We start from the raw sequence: 15,107 nt of genomic DNA, 5'->3' as shown, positions 1-15,107 counted from the left end.
CCCGGCGGCCCAAACCGCCGTCGAGCAGCCACACGGACCCGAGGAATACGGCAACACAGCCACCGCAGAGGAAGGCCTCTGGGCCCGCAAAGGTTGGGCAGGACGCACGTGACACGCGCGGGATTTACACACGTTTTGTCCTATAACCCAAAGTCGGACACGCGAAGCATCAAAGCCCGGCCCCCTGCGCCTTAAACGCAAGAAGGGCCGGCAACCAAGCGGTTGCCGGCCCTTCTAGTACTTCTGGATTACCAGGAAGACTTGGTGATGCCCGGGAGCTCACCACGGTGAGCCATGTCGCGGAAGCGAACACGGGAGATACCGAACTTCTGGAAGGTACCGCGCGGGCGGCCGTCGATGATGTCGCGGTTACGCAGACGGATCGGGGAGGCGTTGCGGGGCAGCTTCTGCAGGCCGAGGCGAGCCTCTTCGCGTGCTTCGTCAGTCGCGTTGGCGTCAACCAGGGTCTTCTTCAGTTCGAGACGCTTTGCAGCGTAACGCTCAACGATGACCTTGCGCTGCTCGTTGCGAGCAATCTTGGACTTCTTAGCCATGTTTAGCGCTCCTCTCGGAATTCGACGTGCTGGCGGATCTTGGGGTCGTACTTCTTCAGGACCAGGCGGTCCGGGTCGTTACGACGGTTCTTGCGGGTTACGTAGGTGTAACCGGTTCCCGCAGTCGACTTCAGCTTGATGATCGGACGTACGTCCTTGTCTTTTGCCACTAGAGCTTCACCCCGCGAGCCAGAACTTCGGCGACGACTGCGTCGATGCCGCGAACGTCGATGGTCTTGATGCCCTTGGCCGACAGGGTCAGCGTGACATTACGGCGCAGGGACGGAACCCAGTAGCGCTTCTTCTGGATGTTGGGGTCGAACCGACGCTTGTTGCGGCGGTGCGAGTGCGAAATGCTGTGTCCAAAGCCCGGCTCGGCTCCGGTCACCTGGCAGTTTGCTGCCATGACGACTCTCCTAAAAAATAAAATGAAACGGCCAGCAGAGTTCCTGCTTCCCGTGCAATAGGCGACGTCCGCAACCAGTCCACACCGTTTTCGGTAGTTCCCGCGGGCTGGATCCCTTGACTGAAACCAGCCAAAGATCACCGCTGCGGCGAAGGTAGTGGGTCCGGACAACAGGCCGGAATACTGGGCGAATACTGGAATGCACGCAACTTGAGCCCCTAACTACCGGCCCGCGGATATCCCGTTGTTACCAACAGTCACCGCCAACCGGAGCAATTGCACACGCTCCGCGCCACCTAGCGCCTAATAAGTCTAGGGGCTGGGGGAAATTAAGACCAATCGGGTGTATAAGAACGAAGTTCCCAACTCATAAGCGGAGGCTAGGCCCTTCACAGGAGATCGAAAGGTTGAGAGTTCAATCTTGAGGCATGAAGTCACAACTCCTCGCCTCCCCAGGCCAACGTGTGGGTATGCCCCCGGGCCGGCCGCCAGCGCCCGAGCGGCGCAATCCCGCCAAGGGAAGGTTCGCTGCGCAGCATCGCCGACGCATGTTCCGGACGGACATGCTCACCGTTGCGCTGTGGGCTTCCCTCGCGGCGGCGCTGGCGTTGTGGCTCGCCGACGGCGGGATGTCGTCGGTCGGGAACCTCACCCAAGCGGTCACCGCCGCCGGGATCCTCGCCGGGCTTGCCGGTATGGATCTGGTTTTCCTGATGCTTCTGCTCGCGGCACGACTGCCTTTCGTGGACGGCGCGGTCGGCCATGACAGGGCGTTGGAGTTCCACCGGAAGCTAGGCAAACCGGCGCTCTACCTATTGCTGGCGCACGGACTTCTCGTCGCGACCGGTTACGGCATGGCCGAGGGCCTGAACCCCGTCAGCGAAGCCGTTTCGCTCTGGGTGCTGGTACCCGACATGTGGTTGGCGTTCGTCTCCATGGCGCTCTTCATTGCCGTGGTGGTCACCTCGCTGGTAGCTGTTCGCCGCCGCTTTCCCTATGAATTCTGGTACTTCGTCCACCTGCTCACGTATTTGGCCGTAGCGGTCGCCCTGCCTCACCAGTTCAGCGTGGGCGGATTATTCGCCGAAGGCACCTGGCAGCGTTGGTACTGGCTGCTGCTCTACATCGGAACAGGCTCGGCGCTGGCGTGGTTCCGTGTCGCCCAGCCGGTGATAGCCACCTACCGGCACCAGTTGACCGTGCGGCGCGTGGTTCCCCTTGCGCCCGGCGTCTTCAGCATCGAAATGAGCGGCCTGCGATTGAACGAATTGTCGGGAAACGGCGGCCGGTTCTTCGTCTGGCGCTTCCTTGCCCCAGGCATGTGGTGGCAGGCACATCCGTTCAGCCTCTCCGCGGAACCGATCATGCCGCCGTCGGGCACGTCATACGGGCGGTCCGCCCAACAGCCCACCTTGCGGATCAGTGTCCGGAACCTGGGTGCGGGCTCGGCCCGGCTGGCTTCGCTCAAGCCGGGAACGAAAGTAGCCATCGAAGGTCCCTACGGTGTCTTCAGCACGGCGGCCCGGAGCCGGGAACACGTTGTGATGATCGGCGCAGGAATCGGAATCACGCCCCTCCGTGCGCTCCTGGAATCCACCCCCTTCGCGCCCGGCCAGGCGACCGTCCTGTTGCGCGGCAGCACCACTGACGAGCTATTCCTTGGCGACGAGATCCTGGAATTGTGCCGGAAGCGCGGTGCCACGCTCTTCCATCTGACCGGCCCGCGGTCGGCGAATCCCCAAAGCGCGTGGTTGCCTGCCTCTGCCGGCACCTCGCGGCTGCGGGACTTCGTACCGGCCATCACCGACGCGGATGTCTACATCTGTGGTCCATCGGCTTGGGCCCGCCAGGTGCTGGCTGAGGCAAAAAGCTCCGGCGTCCGGGAGGAGCAGCTCCACTACGAAAGGTTTGACTGGTGAGACTCAGGGCAGGAATATCAGCGGCGCTGGCGTCGGCGGCAATCCTTGTGGTCGGGTGGCAGTCGGGTGCACACGTGGCTGACTCGAACGCATCGGCGGTCACCACCTCCGCAACCGGAAACGCGGCCGGAACCACGGGCGATACCGCTTCAGGAACGGGCTTGACGGCGCACGGAACCACCGGGAGCAGTGCGTCCGGATCGTCCTCGGGAACCGGAGCCGGCTCCAGTTCCAGCACGGGCTCCAGTTCGAGTTCCAGTTCCAGTCTGGGGGCATCGGCCAAGGCAGGAGGCACCTACGCCGGCACGGCAGTGGAGACGCGCTTTGGAACGGTACAGGTCCAGGTAACCATCAAGGCCGGCGTGATCACGGATGTCACAGCCCTGCACCTGACCGACCAAGAGCAACGATCCGTCCAGATCAGCGCCAGGGCTGCACCCCTGCTCCGCTCCGAAGTACTGAGCGCCCAGTCGGCGAACGTGCAGACCATCGGCGGGGCCACCTATACCAGCGAGGCATATTTGACGTCGCTCCAGGCAGCCCTCGATGCAGCCCACTTCTAAGCCACGCGAGACCGGAGGGGGCAGTTCGGAGCCCAGCCTTCGTTCCCGAACGTTCACCAGCATGGGCACCGTGGTGAGCCTCGCCATCCCGACTGCTCCAGGGATGGCCCCCCAAGCCGCGGTGGAAGAACTCGAGGCGGCCACCGCCGTCGTCGAGCAGTTGTTCACGGGGTTGGACCGGACGTTTAGCCTCTACCGTCCCGACTCGGAGGCGAGCGCGATGGCGCGGGGCGAGCTGGCCCTGAGGGACGCCTCCGTGGACATGCGCCGGCTGTATGTCGAGGCTGTCGACTGGCGCAGCCTCACGGCAGGTGCGTTTACGGCGGAACGGCCCGACGGCGTCGTGGACTTGGCGGGGATCGTCAAGGGACATGCGATACGGGAAGCCGGAACGTCGCTGCTCGCGCTGGGGCTGCACAATTGGTGCCTCAACGCGGGCGGGGATGTCCTTGTGGCCGGTTCGCCGACGCCGGGCACTGCGCGGCCGTGGCTGGCGGGGATTATTGACCCGGAGGATCGGACGACGCTCCTGACCGCGTTTCCCCTCGGCAGCAAGGGCAGGCACGCGCTGGCGACCTCGGGAACGAGCGAACGCGGCCACCACATTTGGTCCGCGGGCCTCAAATCGGCGCGGGACGAGGGGTTCCGCCAGGTTTCAGTGGCAGCGGCCGATATCATCACGGCCGACGTCCTGGCCACCGCCATCATGGCGGGCGGCGCCGGGACCTTCGCGCTGGCCACCTCCCACTGGGACGTGGACGTGCTCGCGGTGAAGAACGACGGCGAACTGCTCGCCACGCCGGGCTTCCGGAAACTTGCTACGGCCGGGTGAGCTGCGGGTACTTCGGGCTGAGACCGTCACCTGAGGACTTGCCCGTCACGCGGCGGACCACCCACGGGGCTGCGTGTTCACGGGCCCAACGCGCATTGGCCCGCAACGCTTCCACGCGCGCAGGCTGGGGTTGCGGGACCGGCGGCGGAACCTCGAGGGAACCTTCGTGCTCCAGGACGGCCAGCACCCGGTTGGCCATGTTGATGTGGCCCGCAGTGGACATGTGCATCCGGTCCTGCGCCCACATGTGCCAGTCGTGGTATTCGCTGAAGCGCCAGTAGTCCACCACCAGCGCACCGTGGTTTTCGGCGATTTCCCGGAGCAATTCGTTGTAGATCGCGGTGCGTCCGCGCATGGTGCCGAAAACCTTGGAGCTGCGGGCATCGAAGCCCGTGAAGAGAAGCAACGTGGCGCCGGTGGCACTGAGCTTCCCGATGCCGGCCTCGTAGTCTTCCATGAGCCTGTCGATATCGACTTTGGGGCGGAAGATGTCGTTCGCGCCCGCGTATAAGGTCACCAGCGTCGGTTGAAGCGCGACGGCGGCGTCCACCTGCTCTGCCATGACTTGCCGGAGTTTCTTGCCCCGGATGGCCAGGTTGGCGTAGCCGAAATCGTCGTTGCTTTGGGCCAATTGCTGGGCAACAAGGTCTGCCCATCCCCTGACCCCGTTGGGGCGCGAGGGGTCGGCGTCGCCAAGTCCTTCGGTGAACGAGTCACCCAATGCCACGTACCGGGCAGAAAAATCCATGGCGCCAGTCTTTCATCAGTGCGGGGCGGCCGTCACGTGGGGCCGCTGCTCAGGGCGCGGCGGCTCCGGCACCGGCCGCGGGCAGCGGGCGGCAGTTGCCGCCGGCAGCGAGGCCGCTGGCGTGGCGCCGGCGGCTTAGCGTTCGCGCAGGATCCAGTGATCGTCGTCCAACCGGGCCACGATTTTCTCGCCGATCCGCGCGAGGTCCGCAACGTCGTCGTCGGTCATGGCGTCCAACATCAAGGCGCGGACGGCATCCACATGACCCGGGGCGAGGGACACGATGGTATCCATGCCGGCCTCGGTCAGGTGCGCCACGGTGACACGGGCATCGCCCGGGTGAGCCTCGCGCTCCACCCAACCACGCCTCTGCAGCTTGGTGACGACGTGCGACAGCCTCGACAAGGAAGCGCTGGTGCGTGCGGCGAGTTCACTCATCGGCAGGAAACGCCCCTCCGCTTCGGACAACATGGCGAGCACGTTGTAGTCGAAAAGCGACAACTTGCCGGCCGCTTGCAGTTGGGTGTCCAGGGCTGCGGGCAGCAGGGTGTTGATGCTCAGGAGGGCCAGCCAGGCTCGGCGTTCGTCGGCGTTGAGCCAGCGCGGTTCGGTCATGGATTCATCTTAGAAGGAAATCAATGCTTGACACTTCAACTTAAGGTCATTATTGTTTTAGTTGAAGCTTCAAGTAACTGATCGTGAACCAATCGTGAGCACTCAAGCAAAGGAAACAACAATGGCTGACATCACCATCATCGGTACCGGCAACATGGCGTCCGGCATCGTGGCCCGCGCGGCCACCGCAGGCAAGAGCGTCCAGGTACTCAGCCGCGACGCCGGCTCCGCTGCTGCCCTTGCGGCGACGGTCAACGGAACCTCCGGCATCACGGGATCCCCGGTGGAAGGCAGCATCGTGGTGCTGGCCACCCCGTTCGAGGCCTCCAAAGAAGTCCTTTCTTCCTATGGCTCAGCGCTCAACGGCAAGACGATCGTGGACATCTCCAACCCCGTGAACTTCGAGACTTTCGATTCCCTCACCGTTCCCGCCGGGACCTCGGCCGCCGAAGAACTGCAGGCCTTGGTCCCCGGCGCATCGGTCGTGAAGGCCTTCAACACCGTCTTCGCCGCCACGATCGCGGAGGGCGAAGTGGACGGCCAGACCCTCGATGTACTCGTGGCGGGCGACGACGCCGAGGCGACGGCCGCCGTCGTCGACTTCGTCAAAGGTGCCGGGCTGCGTCCGGTGAACGTCGGACCGCTGCGCCGCTCGCGTGAGCTCGAAGCCTTCCAACTGCTCGTCATGACTCTCCAGATCAGCGAAGCCCACCCCGACTACGACTGGAACTCTGCAGTCAAGCTCCTGCCGTAGTTCACTTTCGGAGGGCGGCCGCTTGTGGCCGCCCTCCGCGTTGTAGGCTGGGCGGCATGTTCGTGGTTTCGCTGACTTATAAAGTTCCCGACGAGATCGTCGATTTCCACCGCCCCGCACACATGGATTGGGTCAAAGAAGCGTTCGACGCCGGCACTTTCGTTGCGTCCGGACGTCGCGTTCCAGCCATCGGAGGTGTCCTGTTGTCCAACGTCGACCGTGCAACACTGGACGCTTCCCTGGCGACGGATCCGTTCTACGTCAACGGCGTAGCCGACTTCGAGATCATCGAATTCACGGTCACCACGGCATCCGCGGGCTTCGAAAACCTGCTGGACTAGTTAGCTTGGGCGTCACGCGGGGCACACCGCCGCCAAAAATTTGTCAGGCGTGACGCCACCCCCTTAAATCCGGGCCGGCTCTGGGGACGTCCCCAACCGCTCCGGCAAGACCACCGGCATAAGGGCCGGCCAGCGGGCGCTCAGGTGATCGCCGCTCGAAACTCCCCTGAAACGACGCGAAAGCCAGGGTGCCACATCGCGCCTGAGCCACGCGGCGTCGTCGGTCATGATCTCGGCGCGGCTCCGCGGTTGCAGCGCCCCAAGCACCGGTGCGGCGAGCGAGTGCGTGGCACCCAAGACCTCCAAGACCTTCTTGGCCATGTATTCGTGCCCGATACCGGACATGTGCAGCCGGTCCGGAGCCCACATCCGGCGGTCCTGATATTTTTCGAAGCACCAATGGTCCACCAGAAGCGTTCCGTAGGCTGCGGAAATGCGCCGGATGTGTTTATTGAAGACTGCCGTGCGCAGCTTGAGCGGCTCCAACACCGGCGAAAGCGGCACGTTGTACTCAGTGAAAAGCAGGACGTGGGCGCCACTGTCCGCGATCCGGGCAACGGCATTCTCGAATCCACGGACCAGCATGCGCATGTCCAGTCGTGCGCCGAGCAGATCGTTGCCGCCAGCGTGGAAACTGACCAGGGTGGGGGCCATCGCGAGCGCGGGCTCGAGTTGTTCAACCACGATCTGCCTGAGCCGACGGCCGCGGAGGGCAAGGTTGGCGTACTGCGTCTGCGGCTGGTGCCTTGCCAGTTCCTCTGCCACGCGATCGGCCCAGCCCCTGCAATCGTTGGGAAGGCGAAGGTCTACGTCGCCGACGCCTTCAGTGAAGGAATCTCCGACGGCGACGAATCGCATCGGCGTCTCCATGGCCATGGTCATGTCCCCCCGTTGTTTTGAGCTTTGCCTTGCGCGTCACTTCCAGCAGCGGCGGCGCCCGCCGCGGCGGCCTGGCGTTCCGCGAGTTTTCGCAGCCCGGCCTTCCGCGGCACCTTCACGGGCTCGGGCCAGCGCGGGCCAAGGGCGTCCCCGAGCGTGACGCCGCGAAGCTTCCGGCCAAACAACGGCAGCACCCAGTCGTTCACCCAGCGGCGCTGACGGCGTTCCCAGTCGCGCAACTTGAGGCGCTGCGGCGGTTCCCAGTCTTTGGGCGAGAACTTATGCGGGACACCGAGGTGATCCAGGACCTGCGACGCCATATATTTGTGCCCGGCTTTGGACATGTGAAGGCGGTCCGAAGCCCACATCCGGCGGTCGTGGTAAGCGTCAAGGCACCAATAATCCACCAGCACGGCCCCGTACTTGGCGGCCAGCTCGCGGACGCGCTCGTTGTAGAGGGCATTCCGCTTCTTGAAGGGTTCCAGCACGGCCGAGACCTTGACGTCGTACCCCGTGAACAAGACCAAGGTGGCCCCCGTGGCTGCGAGGCGGGCCACGAGCCTTTCGTACTCGGCCATGAGGATGTCCATGTCCGTGCCGAAGTCCAGGATGTCGTTTCCGCCGGCGTAGAGCGTGATGAGCGTGGGTTCCATGGCCAGGGCACGGTCCAATTGCTCGTCGACGATGTGACGGAGCCGCTTGCTCCGCACCGCAAGATTGGCATACTCCCAGCCAGGTTCGGCCTTGGCCAGTTTCTCGGCGACGCGGTCGGCCCAGCCCCGGACGCCGTTCGGCAGGGCCTCGTTCCGGTCCCCCACGCCCTCGGTGAAGGAATCGCCCAAGGCAACAAACCGCCGTCGTCCGTTCTGGTCAGCATCAAGCACGTTCCCAGCCACCACGCCAGCGTAGCCCCGCCCGGTTGCCCGCCGGCAAAGCCCAGGTTAATTCGACGCTCGCTCACCTATAGGGCATTCTGGCCGAACGCCCGCTCACCTATGGCGCGTTTCGGGCGAACCCCCGCTCACCTATAGCCCCATTCGGCCAGACGCCCGCTCACCTGACGTGAGCGAGCGTTCCCGGTTTTGGCCGCATATGTGAGCGAGCGTCGGCGAAAAGGACGATATATGTGAGCCGGCGTCGGAGGGGGCGGGTTAGAGTTCGGCTTTCCCTTTGCGCCAGTAGCCCATGAACGCCACCTGCTTCCGGTCGATCCCCACATCCCGGACCAGGTACCGGCGCAACTCTTTAATGACTCCTGCCTCGCCTGCGATCCAGGCGTAGAACGGCAAAGCGCCCGCGGGAAGGCCAGGGTTGCGGCTCGCTTCGATCGCGGCCGTGTCCATGCGCAGCGGGGTTTCCCACAAGATGTCCCGGTCCACGTTGACATCTTCCGGCTCGGGTCCGGCGGCGCCATCGAGCGAGATGATCCCCACCCAACCGGGGACGGGTACAGCTCCGCGTACGGCTTCCTTCAGCAACTCCCCGTGAGGCCGGGACCGGCCGAGGGCCGTGCCCCGCGCGAGCCACGTGATTTCGATGTCGGCGTCTGTGTCGAGGTCTTGGAAATCCCCGGCCTCGGGTACCTCAAGGAAGGCATGCCCTGTGATTCCCGCGGGCAACGATTCAAGGATCGCGCTGATAGCGGGGACCGCCGTTTCGTCCCCAGCTAGAAGGATCCGCTGCGCCAGGCCGGGACGCCATTCGATGCCGGAGTATGTTTCGGCGGTGACGCAATGGGCTGCCCGGTTGTTCGGGCCGATGATGGTGATCGAATCCCCCGGCTTCGCGGCGAGCGCCCAGTTTGCAGCGGGCCCGCCCGTCGGGTGAGCCGCACCGCCGTCGACGCCGGGCCCCACCGCACCGCCGCTAGCGCCGCCGGCCCGACCGCCGTGACCGCCGCCGTCGAAGTGCATCACGAAGTCGACGTCGATCTCCGGGTAGACAGCGTCAAGCCTCTCGTTCCGCACAGTGTAGGTCCGCATCGATCCGCGGACCGCGGGATCCATCGCCAACCACTCTTGGTACCAACCGGCGTCGCCCGTGTGGAAGGCGGGCAACGGCAGGGGGTGCCCGCCGGCGTCGAGCGAGGGAATCATGAGTTTGATGCGCAGGTCCAGGGTGTTCCCCGAAACCCCGAATCCGCGCAGGCAATATCCCCCGAACGTGATGCGGCGGAAGTGGGGGCCGAGATCCTCGACGGCGGTGACCGTGACATCGAAGGCCAGGGTCATCGGCTCCGTGGTTGCGTTTCGCACAACGGCGTCTGCGTTCATGAGGCGAACTCCAATTCGATGGACGTTGAGTGAGCGGCGGTGCGATGCCGGCCGATCGGGAGAACGAGCGGGGTGCCGGAAATTGGATCCGGAACCACCCGGGAATCCAAGCCAAAAACGTCGCGCACCAAGTCCTCGGTGACCACTTCAATCGCGGGCCCCTCGGCGACGATCGCCCCGGTCTTCATGGCGATGACGTGGTCGGCGTAACGCGCTGCCAGGTTGAGGTCATGCAACACGATTGCCACGGTGGTCCCCCGGCTGCGGTTGAGGTCGGTCACCAGGTCCAGCACCTCCACTTGGTGTGCCAGGTCAAGGTAGGTGGTGGGTTCGTCAAGGAGCAGGACCTCGGTCTCCTGCGCAAGGGCCATGGCGATCCACACCCTCTGGCGCTGCCCACCGGACAATTCGTCGACGTTCCGTTCAGCAAGCTCAAGCGTTGACGTGGTCTCGAGTGCGCGTTGCACGGCGAGATCATGCACCGACCGGTCGCCAGTCCTCCAGTGGCGGAAGAACCCTTGGTGCGGATACCGTCCGCGGCCCACCAGTTCGCGGACGGTGATGCCGTCCGGGGCAAGGGGGTGCTGCGGAAGAAGGCCGAGCGTGCGGGCGAGTTCGCGGGCCGGGCGGGAGTAGATGTCCTTGCCATCCAGTGTGACGACGCCGGCGCTCGGCTTCAGGAGCCTGGACAGCCCTCGGAGCAGCGTGGATTTCCCGCAGGCGTTGGCACCCACGATCATGGTCACTTTGCCTTCGGGAACCTCCGTCGAGAGTCCTTCGACCACCCGTCGTTGCTCGTATTGGAGCGTCAAGCCGCGTGCGCTCAGTTGTGCCATGTCAGGCTTCCTTTCGGTTGGAGGTGACCAGAAGCCACAACAGGAATGGAGCGCCGAGGGCGCCGGTAATGACGCCGACCGGCAGGACGGTGCCGGCCAGAACCAGGGGTGCCACGTTGTACGCGAAGTAGTCGGCCGCGAGGACGATCAAGGTGCCGGTGAACGCCGACGCCGGGAGGCTGGGTCGGCCGACCACCCGCCGGGCGATCGGCCCGGCGAGGAAGGCGACGAAGGCAACCGGACCGGCAGCCGCCGTCGCCATTGCTGCGAGCGCGACGGCGGTGATCACCAGGCCGAAACGTACGGCGTTTACGCGGATTCCTAGTCCGGCCGCGGCGTCGTCCCCGAGTTCGAGCATACGCAGCGGTACGGCGAGGAGGGCCAGCGCGGGAACAAGCACGGCGAGCGAGGCCATGAGTACGCCCACGCGCTCCCAATTGGCCGAATTCAAGGAACCGTTGAGCCATATGAGGGCCTCGGAGGCTGTTCGGATATCCGCCTGGGTCATGAGGAAGTTCACCACCGCCCCCAATGAGGCGGCGACACCAACGCCGGCGAGGATAAGCCGGTTGCCTGCCGCATTCCCGCGACGGCCGCCCGACCCGCCCCCTGAACCCGAGCCGCCGCGCGAAATGGCGTAGATGACAAGCGCGACGCCGATCGCACCAGCGAGCGCGGCCGCGGACACGGCGGCACCGGACGCGCCGAACACCACAATGGCCAGGACTGCAGCGGCACTCGCACCGTAACTGATGCCGATGACGTCGGGGCTGGCAAGGGGGTTGCGCAGCATGGTCTGGAAGAGCCCGCCCGAGAGGCCGAACGCCACACCAATCAGGATTGCCAGCACGGCCCGGGGCAGTTTGTTTTCCATGACGATGAAGCTTGCGCCCGGGATCTTCTCCCCGCCCGTCAAGTGGGCAGTGAGGATCCTGAAGAAATCGGGGATGGTGACCGTGTAGCTGCCAAGGAGCACAGTCACTGCAAAGAGGACCACGACGCCGGTGCCCAGGAGTGCGGTCCTGCTGCGGAGGTTCACAGCGACGCCCCCTCGCCCCGGCGGACGAGCCACACGAAGACGGGGGCACCGACGATGGCCGTCATGATGCCCGCGGGAACTTCGCCCGGCAGCAGCGCTACTCGGCCGATCACGTCCGAAACCAGGAGGAGTGCCGGCGCGAGAACCATGGAGAACGGCAGGATCCAGCGGTAGTCCGGACCCGTAAAGAAACGCACGGCATGTGGAACCACGAGTCCGACGAATCCGATGGGACCAGCCAACGCCGTGGCCGATCCGCAGAGCAGCACGATTCCAAGCGCGGTGACGCCCCTGGCCAGGGTCACATTCTGGCCGAGCCCGCGGGCAACGTCATCGCCGAGGGCCAGGCTGTTGAGGATCCGCCCGCTGCCCAGCACGATCAACGCGCCAATCAGCAGGAAGGGCAATCCGGTCAACACCACGGACCAGTCGCTGCCGGCAATTCCACCCACCTGCCAGAAACGGAAGCGGTCCAGGGTGTCCTGGCTCGAAACCAGGATGACGTTCATTATCGAGTAAAGCCCCGCACTCAGCGCCGCCCCCGCCAAAGCGAGCTTCACCGGCGTCGCACCGTCACGCCCGATCGACGCAATCAGATAGACGACGACGGCGGCCGCCGCGGCACCGACGAAGGCGAACCAGATGTAGCCGCTCGCCCCCGAGATACCGAAAAGGTAGATCCCGGCGACCACAGCCAGTGCCGCCCCGGCGTTGACGCCCATGATGCCCGGGTCCGCAAGGGGGTTGCGGGAGACGCCCTGCATCGCGGCGCCCGCAAGGCCAAGGGCAGCCCCTGCCACCAAACCGAGCACAGTGCGTGGAATGCGGGTGTGGACCACCGCATGGTTCCCGTCGTCGGGGCTGAACTGCGTGAGTGCTTGCCACACGGTTTCGAGGGACAAGCCCCGTGCGCCGATCGCGAGCGAGGCCGCACAGGCAAGCGCAAGCACGACGACGGCGGCCAGCAGCCAGGCGGCGCGGTTGCCGCGTCCCCGGCCCCCGACGTCGGGCCCGGCCTTCGCGCGAACTGGCAGGTGTTGCCCTGTGGAAGCGATGTGAGGGTCATGAGCTGCCAGCTCGCGCGCCGTTCCGCCCGCGGAAGGTGGGCCCGCCGTCGTCGTGCTTTGTGTCATGTCAGGCGTTTCGCTACTTGGTGGCCGCGTCGGCGCCCTTGGCCAGCTGCGGCAGGAACATGTCCAGTGCCCACGGCAAGCTCAGCGGCGAGGATGCGGAGATCGCCAGGGTGAGGGTGTTGTCGGAGTCTGCAACCAGGGCGCCCTTCTTGATCGCGGGGATCTGCCCCAGCAGGGGGTCCTGCTTGATTTGGTCCGTGGTCTTGGAATCCGGCACCCAGGTCACGAAGACGTCCGAGGAAAGCTCGTTGGCCTTTTCGGCGGACCACGGAACGAAAAATTCCTTGGAGCCCTTGCTGGCGTTCTGCACCACGGGGGCGAGCGTCATGCCGATTTCGGACAGGAAACGCGGTCGGTTGTCGTTGGCTGTGTAGACGTTGACGCCGTCGCCCTTGGCAGGCTCAAGGTTGCCGTAGATGAAGGACTTGCCGGCGAGCTGCGGAAACGCGGCGACCTTGGTCTTGATGGTGGCCTCGGTGTCCGAGACGAGCTTGGTGGCCTCTGAGCTCTTACCCAAGGCCTGGCCGATGATCGTGGTGGCTTCCTGCCATGGCGTGCCGTACGCGAGTTCGGGCTGCGCCACCACGGGGGCAATTTCGGAGAGCTTCTTGTAGTCCGCCTCGGTCAGGCCGGAATAGGCGGCAAGGATGACGTCCGGTGCCAGCTTGGCGATCTCCGTGAAGTTGATGCCGTCGGCCTCGGAGAACTGGGCTGGCGCCTTCGCGGTGCCAAAGCCGGCACCCAACTTCTCGAGCGCGGCGTCCTTCCAGGGGGTGGAACCCTTGCCGTTGTTGCCCCATTCGTTTTTCGGGACCCCGACGGGCACGACGCCGAGAGCCAAGGCAACATCGTCGTTGACCCACGAGACGGTTACCACGCGTTGCGGTTGCGCCTTGATGGTGGTCTCACCGAAGACGTTCTTGATGGTGATTGGGAACTGACCGCTTGAGGCCGGCGTCGTCGCTGAACTGGCGGTAGTTGAGCCGGTCGAGCAAGCGGTGAGGGACAGCGCGACGGCGGCAACGGCTGCGGTCGCTGCACCTGCGGTCTTCAGCAGGGCTCGGCGTGAGGGGCGGGAAGCCACGGGACTCCTTAGGTAAGTGATGCAAACCTAAGTAAGGCTAGCCTACCCTTCTGATAATTACGAAACGTTTGCGTCGCGTAATTAATTCACGCTCTGCGTGCCCTCAAACGCCCGCTCACCTATCACGGCCAAAACCCCATCGCCCGCTCACCTATAGCGACAAAACGGCGATCGCTCGCTCACCTATAGCGACAAAACGGCGAACGCTCGCTCACCTATGGGAACAAACGGCACGGGAATTTTTGGACACCAACGACGACTTTTGCAAAGATGACAGAGCCGGTTGATTCAACGAACTGGCCAGGGCCGTGAAAGCGGCGAAGATCGAGAGGATGAGCATGCGCACTACACACGTTGGCGCTGCGATGGTTGGCGAGGTGGCCGTTTTGGCCTGCTTTGCAGCCCCCTCTGCGTCGGCCATCCCGCTCGGCGGCCAGGGAAACTAAACCCACCGCCCCTGCACTAGAAGCACTCTAAGGTTCCTTTGCGGTGCCCTCGGATCGCCAGACGCCATGCGTCCTTCCTCTTCGGAGCCCAATCGATCTGAAAGAACTTTGCCGTGCAGAAAATCACCGCCCAACAAATCCGTTCCTCATTCATCAACGCGAGCCGCTCGGAGGCCGCCAAACTCAACCTCCCGAAGGACTTCGATTCCCTCGACTGGGACAACCTCGAATTCCTTGGCTGGCGCGACGAGAAGATGCCGATGCGAGGCTACCTCGTTCTCCCGAACGACGGTTCCCTTACCGGCATCATGCTGCGCGCGCCCGAGGGAGGCTCCGGCAAGAAGCGTTCGGTCCTTTGCGAACTGTGCCGCGACGTGTTTTCCAAGGACGATGTGTATCTTTGGGTTGCCAAACGCGCGGGCCAATCGGGCCGCGACGGCAACACTGTGGGGACGTTGATCTGCGCAGAATTCGGCTGCTGCGCCAACGTCCGGAAGGAACCCCCGGCGAATGAGATCAATCCGGACCCGGCCGACGTCGTCGTTCGCCAAATCGCCGGGCTGCAGTCCCGGACCGCCCAGTTCCTGGGGCGGGTCCAAGGGAAGTAGCCGCCTGCGGCGGACGCTCGCTCTATCTCTAGTGAGCGAGCGTCCGCCGGAAACCCGACATAAGTGAGCGAGCGTCC

Annotated in this window: 18 protein-coding genes; 6 read left to right on the top strand and 12 right to left on the bottom strand. The window is 64.6% G+C overall.

Annotated features, from left to right (window positions below):
- Positions 1–248: 248 nt before the first annotated feature.
- The 3 genes from rpsN to rpmB are packed head-to-tail and all read right to left on the bottom strand — an operon-like array spanning position 249 to position 960.
- Positions 249–554: a 30S ribosomal protein S14 gene (gene rpsN / locus AC1DJB_RS20345; protein WP_028267656.1), complete on the bottom strand. Its 306-nt coding sequence runs from the start codon at positions 552–554 to the stop codon at positions 249–251.
- 2 nt (positions 555–556) lie between these two features.
- The gene (gene rpmG, locus AC1DJB_RS20340; RefSeq protein WP_003798558.1) at positions 557–724 is read right to left on the bottom strand and encodes a 50S ribosomal protein L33; all 168 of its coding nucleotides are present in this window, start codon (positions 722–724) and stop codon (positions 557–559) included.
- Entirely contained in the window at positions 724–960 is a 237-nt protein-coding gene (gene rpmB, locus AC1DJB_RS20335) for a 50S ribosomal protein L28 (protein WP_078107326.1), read from the bottom strand. The genes rpmG and rpmB overlap by 1 nt, the downstream gene beginning before the upstream one ends.
- Positions 961–1,388: 428 nt before the next feature.
- Here rpmB and AC1DJB_RS20330 point away from each other — a divergent pair, with 428 nt between their 5' ends.
- The 3 genes from AC1DJB_RS20330 (at position 1,389) to AC1DJB_RS20320 (ending at position 4,274) form a co-directional block, all read left to right on the top strand.
- Positions 1,389–2,879, top strand: coding sequence for a ferredoxin reductase family protein (locus AC1DJB_RS20330; RefSeq protein WP_441433577.1), 1,491 nt, complete (start codon positions 1,389–1,391; stop codon positions 2,877–2,879).
- The gene (locus AC1DJB_RS20325; protein ID WP_476910759.1) at positions 2,876–3,442 is read left to right on the top strand and encodes an FMN-binding protein; all 567 of its coding nucleotides are present in this window, start codon (positions 2,876–2,878) and stop codon (positions 3,440–3,442) included. The genes AC1DJB_RS20330 and AC1DJB_RS20325 overlap by 4 nt, the downstream gene beginning before the upstream one ends.
- Positions 3,443–3,503: 61 nt before the next feature.
- The gene (locus AC1DJB_RS20320) at positions 3,504–4,274 is read left to right on the top strand and encodes an FAD:protein FMN transferase (protein WP_441433579.1); all 771 of its coding nucleotides are present in this window, start codon (positions 3,504–3,506) and stop codon (positions 4,272–4,274) included.
- Here AC1DJB_RS20320 and AC1DJB_RS20315 read toward each other — a convergent pair.
- Together AC1DJB_RS20315 and AC1DJB_RS20310 are read right to left on the bottom strand one after the other, a co-directional pair.
- Positions 4,261–5,022, bottom strand: a complete 762-nt coding sequence (locus AC1DJB_RS20315) for an SGNH/GDSL hydrolase family protein (protein WP_441433580.1) — start codon at positions 5,020–5,022, stop codon at positions 4,261–4,263. The two genes, AC1DJB_RS20320 and AC1DJB_RS20315, sit on opposite strands and share 14 nt — an antisense overlap.
- A gap of 135 nt (positions 5,023–5,157) precedes the next feature.
- A complete protein-coding gene (locus AC1DJB_RS20310) occupies positions 5,158–5,637 on the bottom strand; it encodes a MarR family winged helix-turn-helix transcriptional regulator (protein ID WP_234754501.1) in 480 nt (159 codons plus the stop codon).
- Positions 5,638–5,758: 121 nt separating this feature from the next.
- Here AC1DJB_RS20310 and AC1DJB_RS20305 point away from each other — a divergent pair, with 121 nt between their 5' ends.
- Positions 5,759–6,391 (top strand): NADPH-dependent F420 reductase, encoded by a 633-nt coding sequence (locus AC1DJB_RS20305; RefSeq protein ID WP_441433581.1) that lies wholly within the window; start codon positions 5,759–5,761, stop codon positions 6,389–6,391.
- A 56-nt stretch (positions 6,392–6,447) separates the two neighbouring features.
- Complete coding sequence (locus tag AC1DJB_RS20300) at positions 6,448–6,732, top strand: YciI family protein (protein ID WP_059388678.1); 285 nt, start codon at positions 6,448–6,450, stop codon at positions 6,730–6,732.
- A 63-nt stretch (positions 6,733–6,795) separates the two neighbouring features.
- On the opposite strand, the gene AC1DJB_RS20295 is transcribed toward AC1DJB_RS20300, so the two are convergent.
- The 7 genes from AC1DJB_RS20295 to AC1DJB_RS20265 all read right to left on the bottom strand — a co-directional run bounded on the left by AC1DJB_RS20295 (position 6,796) and on the right by AC1DJB_RS20265 (position 13,976).
- A complete protein-coding gene (locus tag AC1DJB_RS20295; protein WP_441433619.1) occupies positions 6,796–7,602 on the bottom strand; it encodes an SGNH/GDSL hydrolase family protein in 807 nt (268 codons plus the stop codon).
- Positions 7,603–7,610: 8 nt separating this feature from the next.
- Complete coding sequence (locus AC1DJB_RS20290; protein WP_441438269.1) at positions 7,611–8,507, bottom strand: SGNH/GDSL hydrolase family protein; 897 nt, start codon at positions 8,505–8,507, stop codon at positions 7,611–7,613.
- Between the two features lie 255 nt (positions 8,508–8,762).
- On the bottom strand, positions 8,763–9,884 hold the full coding sequence (locus AC1DJB_RS20285; protein WP_441433583.1) for a siderophore-interacting protein: 1,122 nt from the start codon (positions 9,882–9,884) through the stop codon (positions 8,763–8,765).
- Positions 9,881–10,720, bottom strand: a complete 840-nt coding sequence (locus tag AC1DJB_RS20280) for an ABC transporter ATP-binding protein (protein ID WP_441438270.1) — start codon at positions 10,718–10,720, stop codon at positions 9,881–9,883. The genes AC1DJB_RS20285 and AC1DJB_RS20280 overlap by 4 nt, the downstream gene beginning before the upstream one ends.
- Before the next feature lies 1 nt (position 10,721).
- The gene (locus AC1DJB_RS20275; RefSeq protein ID WP_441433585.1) at positions 10,722–11,759 is read right to left on the bottom strand and encodes a FecCD family ABC transporter permease; all 1,038 of its coding nucleotides are present in this window, start codon (positions 11,757–11,759) and stop codon (positions 10,722–10,724) included.
- Positions 11,756–12,892: a FecCD family ABC transporter permease gene (locus tag AC1DJB_RS20270; protein WP_441433586.1), complete on the bottom strand. Its 1,137-nt coding sequence runs from the start codon at positions 12,890–12,892 to the stop codon at positions 11,756–11,758. Before AC1DJB_RS20270 ends, AC1DJB_RS20275 begins: the two co-directional genes overlap by 4 nt.
- 13 nt (positions 12,893–12,905) lie before the next feature.
- Positions 12,906–13,976, bottom strand: a complete 1,071-nt coding sequence (locus AC1DJB_RS20265) for an iron-siderophore ABC transporter substrate-binding protein (protein ID WP_441438271.1) — start codon at positions 13,974–13,976, stop codon at positions 12,906–12,908.
- A gap of 559 nt (positions 13,977–14,535) precedes the next feature.
- Between AC1DJB_RS20265 and AC1DJB_RS20260 the strand changes: the two genes are divergently transcribed.
- A complete protein-coding gene (locus AC1DJB_RS20260; RefSeq protein ID WP_306963518.1) occupies positions 14,536–15,030 on the top strand; it encodes an FBP domain-containing protein in 495 nt (164 codons plus the stop codon).
- Positions 15,031–15,107: the final 77 nt, after the last annotated feature.

The sequence above is a fragment of the Arthrobacter sp. 01T428 genome, assembly GCF_056398685.1.
The sequence above is the reverse complement of the archived record's forward strand: the minus strand, read 5'-3'. Positions and strand labels throughout refer to the sequence as shown.

What these genes read in the sequence shown, in the direction of transcription:
- rpsN (WP_028267656.1), bottom strand. Translation starts at nt 554, where the DNA reads ATGGCTAAGAAGTCCAAGATTGCTCGCAACGAGCAGCGCAAGGTCATC.
- rpmB (WP_078107326.1), bottom strand. Translation starts at nt 960, where the DNA reads ATGGCAGCAAACTGCCAGGTGACCGGAGCCGAGCCGGGCTTTGGACAC.
- AC1DJB_RS20330 (WP_441433577.1), top strand. Translation starts at nt 1,389, where the DNA reads ATGAAGTCACAACTCCTCGCCTCCCCAGGCCAACGTGTGGGTATGCCC.
- AC1DJB_RS20320 (WP_441433579.1), top strand. Translation starts at nt 3,504, where the DNA reads ATGGGCACCGTGGTGAGCCTCGCCATCCCGACTGCTCCAGGGATGGCC.
- AC1DJB_RS20315 (WP_441433580.1), bottom strand. Translation starts at nt 5,022, where the DNA reads ATGGATTTTTCTGCCCGGTACGTGGCATTGGGTGACTCGTTCACCGAA.
- AC1DJB_RS20310 (WP_234754501.1), bottom strand. Translation starts at nt 5,637, where the DNA reads ATGACCGAACCGCGCTGGCTCAACGCCGACGAACGCCGAGCCTGGCTG.
- AC1DJB_RS20305 (WP_441433581.1), top strand. Translation starts at nt 5,759, where the DNA reads ATGGCTGACATCACCATCATCGGTACCGGCAACATGGCGTCCGGCATC.
- AC1DJB_RS20300 (WP_059388678.1), top strand. Translation starts at nt 6,448, where the DNA reads ATGTTCGTGGTTTCGCTGACTTATAAAGTTCCCGACGAGATCGTCGAT.
- AC1DJB_RS20295 (WP_441433619.1), bottom strand. Translation starts at nt 7,602, where the DNA reads ATGGAGACGCCGATGCGATTCGTCGCCGTCGGAGATTCCTTCACTGAA.
- AC1DJB_RS20285 (WP_441433583.1), bottom strand. Translation starts at nt 9,884, where the DNA reads ATGAACGCAGACGCCGTTGTGCGAAACGCAACCACGGAGCCGATGACC.
- AC1DJB_RS20280 (WP_441438270.1), bottom strand. Translation starts at nt 10,720, where the DNA reads ATGGCACAACTGAGCGCACGCGGCTTGACGCTCCAATACGAGCAACGA.
- AC1DJB_RS20270 (WP_441433586.1), bottom strand. Translation starts at nt 12,892, where the DNA reads ATGACACAAAGCACGACGACGGCGGGCCCACCTTCCGCGGGCGGAACG.